This window comes from uncultured Amaricoccus sp. (assembly GCF_937891315.1).
Taxonomy (GTDB): domain Bacteria; phylum Pseudomonadota; class Alphaproteobacteria; order Rhodobacterales; family Rhodobacteraceae; genus Amaricoccus.
Genome location: NZ_CALAGI010000149.1, coordinates 1 through 2,590, shown reverse-complemented (window position 1 = coordinate 2,590; position 2,590 = coordinate 1). Strand labels below are relative to the sequence as shown.

Below are 2,590 nucleotides of genomic sequence, written 5' to 3'. Positions count from 1 at the left end.
ACATCGACCGGGGCGCCGCCTTGGGCGGCTGCGCGAGGTCCGGGCGGGGAAGGGCGAAGGTGAAGCAATCAAACGGATTTGGTATGAGCGCCGGGGTCAGAGGCTGTCTGGACATTCGGCGGCGGAGGGCCGGAAAGGGATTCTTGGCGCCCGGCTGGAGGTCACGGGGGGCAGTATCGGGAATATCGGCCTCCGTGACCGACGCGACCCAGGCGCGAAACGACCCGCCGGACCGACCCGTCCGGGTTTTCAGACGACCTCTCAGCGCCCGGCGAGCAGGCGCCCGACCTCGGCGCGGACCTCGGCGACGCGCAGGGCATAGGCCTCGCGCGCGCTGGCGGCCTCGCCGTCGCGGATCGCGGTCACCATGCCGATCAGCCGCCCCTGCGCGTCGAGCAACGGACCGCCGGAAAACCCGGGCCGCGCCTCGGGCATGCGGAGGATCAGACCCGGCCCGAACACCTCTATCGAGGCGCGCGGATCGAGCACGACGCCCGCCGCCTCGCGTGGTGCGCCCGGCCAGGCCGGGCCACCGGCGTCGATCCCCGCCGAGACGACCCGCTCCCCCGCGGCCACGCTGCCGACCGCCGGCACCAGCGGCAGCAGGTCCGGCGGCAGGTCGAGCACCGCGACGTCCATTCGCGCGCTGATCGCCCGGATCCGCGCGAGCACCGGGTCGCGGCTCGGATCCGATGGTACCAGCGTGATCTTGTCGCCGACGCGCCGGCCACGCAGCACATGCGCGTTGGTGACCCCCACCGCCTCGGCGATCATGAAAGCCGAACCGACGACGCGGCCGTTCAGCACCATGGCGTGGTAGTCAAGCGGCCGCGGCGTCGGCCGCGCGCGCGCATCGCCGCCCAGCGCGGCCAGCAGGGCAAGGCCCATCGCCAGCGCGGTCAGAATCGCCCACCAAGGGCGCATGGCCATGCCAGCGCCACCGACCCCCCGTCGGACTCCCATCCCGTTCCCCCACCCCGGGACCGCCCCCCACGGTTGGTCCCAAGACGGCAGATTGAAGGCCGCGCCTTACCGAACGGCTAATCCGACCTGGCGCAAGTATTTCAACTCTTTGATTAAAGCCCGTTCACCACGAAGGCGGCGCGCCGTGCCGCCACCGGCTCAACCCCGATGTCGTGCCAGGACGACGATCATCCAGCCGAGCATCGCCCCGTTCAGCATGTGCCAGAAAAAATGCGTCCCCACCGGAAAGACCGGGCAGACCAGTTGATCCACCGAGCGGAAGACAAGCGACAGGCTCAGCATCAGCGCTCCGATCGCCAGCCCCTACGCCGCGCCGGCGCATAGGCCGCGATCAGGATCACCACCGGCATGTAGGAGACCGAGCCGTTCACCGGCCCCGCGACCCGCTCGCAGTAGTTGTTGACCGCGCGCGGCCAGTCCATTCACATTCCTTCGCGAGATCGCCGTCACGGCGTGAGAATGGGGGAGGACACGAGATGAAGGCAATCTGGCTCGGCCATTCCGGCTTCCGGCTCGAGATCGCGGATCAGGTGTTGCTGATCGATCCCTGGCTGACCGGCAATCCGATGTTCGACCCCGCCCGCCGCGAGGAAGCCATCGCCGGGGCCACGCATCTGCTGATGACCCACGCGCACGGCGACCATGCCACCGACGGCCCGGCGATCGCGAAGGATCTCGGCATCCCGGTGGTCGGCATCTACGATCTGATGACCCACTGGGCCAATGCGTATGGCGTCGAGGTGGTCGGCTTCAACAAGGGCGGCACGGTCCGCCTCGGCGAGGTCGCGGTGACATTGGTCAACGCCACCCATTCCTCCTCCTTCGCCGGTCCGGACGGTCCGGTCTATGGCGGCCACGAATCGGGCTTCATGATCGAGGGCGAGGGCCGGACGGTCTATGTCTCGGGCGATACCGACGTGATGGCCGACATGGAGCTGTTCGAGGCGCTGCACCACCCCGAAATCGGCATCCTCTGCGCCGGCGGCTTCTTCACCATGGACATGCGCCGCGCGGCCTATGCCGCCAAGCGCTATTTCAACTTCCGCACGGTGATCCCCTGCCACTACCGCACCTTTCCGGTGCTGGAGCAGAACGCCGACCTGCTCCGCGCGGAACTGCCGGGTGTCGAGGTGATCGAACCCGAGGTGCTGGAGCCGATCCTTCTCTGACCGCGGGGGCATTCCCATGGACCCGATCCTCCAGAGCCTCGATCTCGACGCGCCCCCGCCCGGCCTGACGCGGCCGCTCCAGGCGCTCTGGTGGCTGCGCAAGGGCGATCTCGTGCCCGAGGAGGAGTGGGAGCACGCGCATGAGATCTGCCAGTCGGCCGAGGGCACGAGGGTCTACGATCTGATCCACGCCCTCGCGCACTGGATCGAGGGCGACCAAGCCAATTCCGACTACTGGTATCGCCGCGCCGGCGCCCGTCCCGCCGGCGCCGACATCGCCGCGGAATGGGAGCACCAGGCACGTCAGGCCATCCGCTGATACCAACGGCCACGCCGACTGACTCTTTACTCAGGGGTCGGACACAAGCCCCAGCCGGGCGTCGGGCGTGACGGATGGGCCGCCGGTCTCGACCGTCGGCGAGACCGGCCGCGGACGC

5 protein-coding genes are annotated in these 2,590 nt (G+C 69.2%); 2 read left to right on the top strand and 3 right to left on the bottom strand.

Translation table 11 applies throughout. The features are described from left to right. Positions 1-261 precede the first annotated feature (261 nt). The 3 genes from Q0480_RS14710 to Q0480_RS14700 form a co-directional block, all read right to left on the bottom strand. Entirely contained in the window at positions 262-930 is a 669-nt protein-coding gene (locus tag Q0480_RS14710; protein ID WP_299134045.1) for a serine protease, read from the bottom strand. A 192-nt stretch (positions 931-1,122) separates the two neighbouring features. Continuing rightward, positions 1,123-1,266 carry a hypothetical protein gene (locus Q0480_RS14705; protein WP_299134044.1) on the bottom strand — a complete coding sequence of 48 codons (144 nt, stop codon included), beginning with the start codon at positions 1,264-1,266 and terminating at the stop codon, positions 1,123-1,125. Further along, positions 1,266-1,406 carry a hypothetical protein gene (locus Q0480_RS14700; RefSeq protein WP_299134043.1) on the bottom strand — a complete coding sequence of 47 codons (141 nt, stop codon included), beginning with the start codon at positions 1,404-1,406 and terminating at the stop codon, positions 1,266-1,268. Before Q0480_RS14700 ends, Q0480_RS14705 begins: the two co-directional genes overlap by 1 nt. A gap of 54 nt (positions 1,407-1,460) precedes the next feature. On the opposite strand from Q0480_RS14700, the gene Q0480_RS14695 reads away from it, so the two are divergent. Next, positions 1,461-2,153, top strand: coding sequence for a metal-dependent hydrolase (locus Q0480_RS14695; RefSeq protein ID WP_299134042.1), 693 nt, complete (start codon positions 1,461-1,463; stop codon positions 2,151-2,153). Positions 2,154-2,169: 16 nt separating this feature from the next. After that, positions 2,170-2,472, top strand: coding sequence for a hypothetical protein (locus Q0480_RS14690; RefSeq protein WP_299134040.1), 303 nt, complete (start codon positions 2,170-2,172; stop codon positions 2,470-2,472). Positions 2,473-2,590 lie beyond the last annotated feature (118 nt).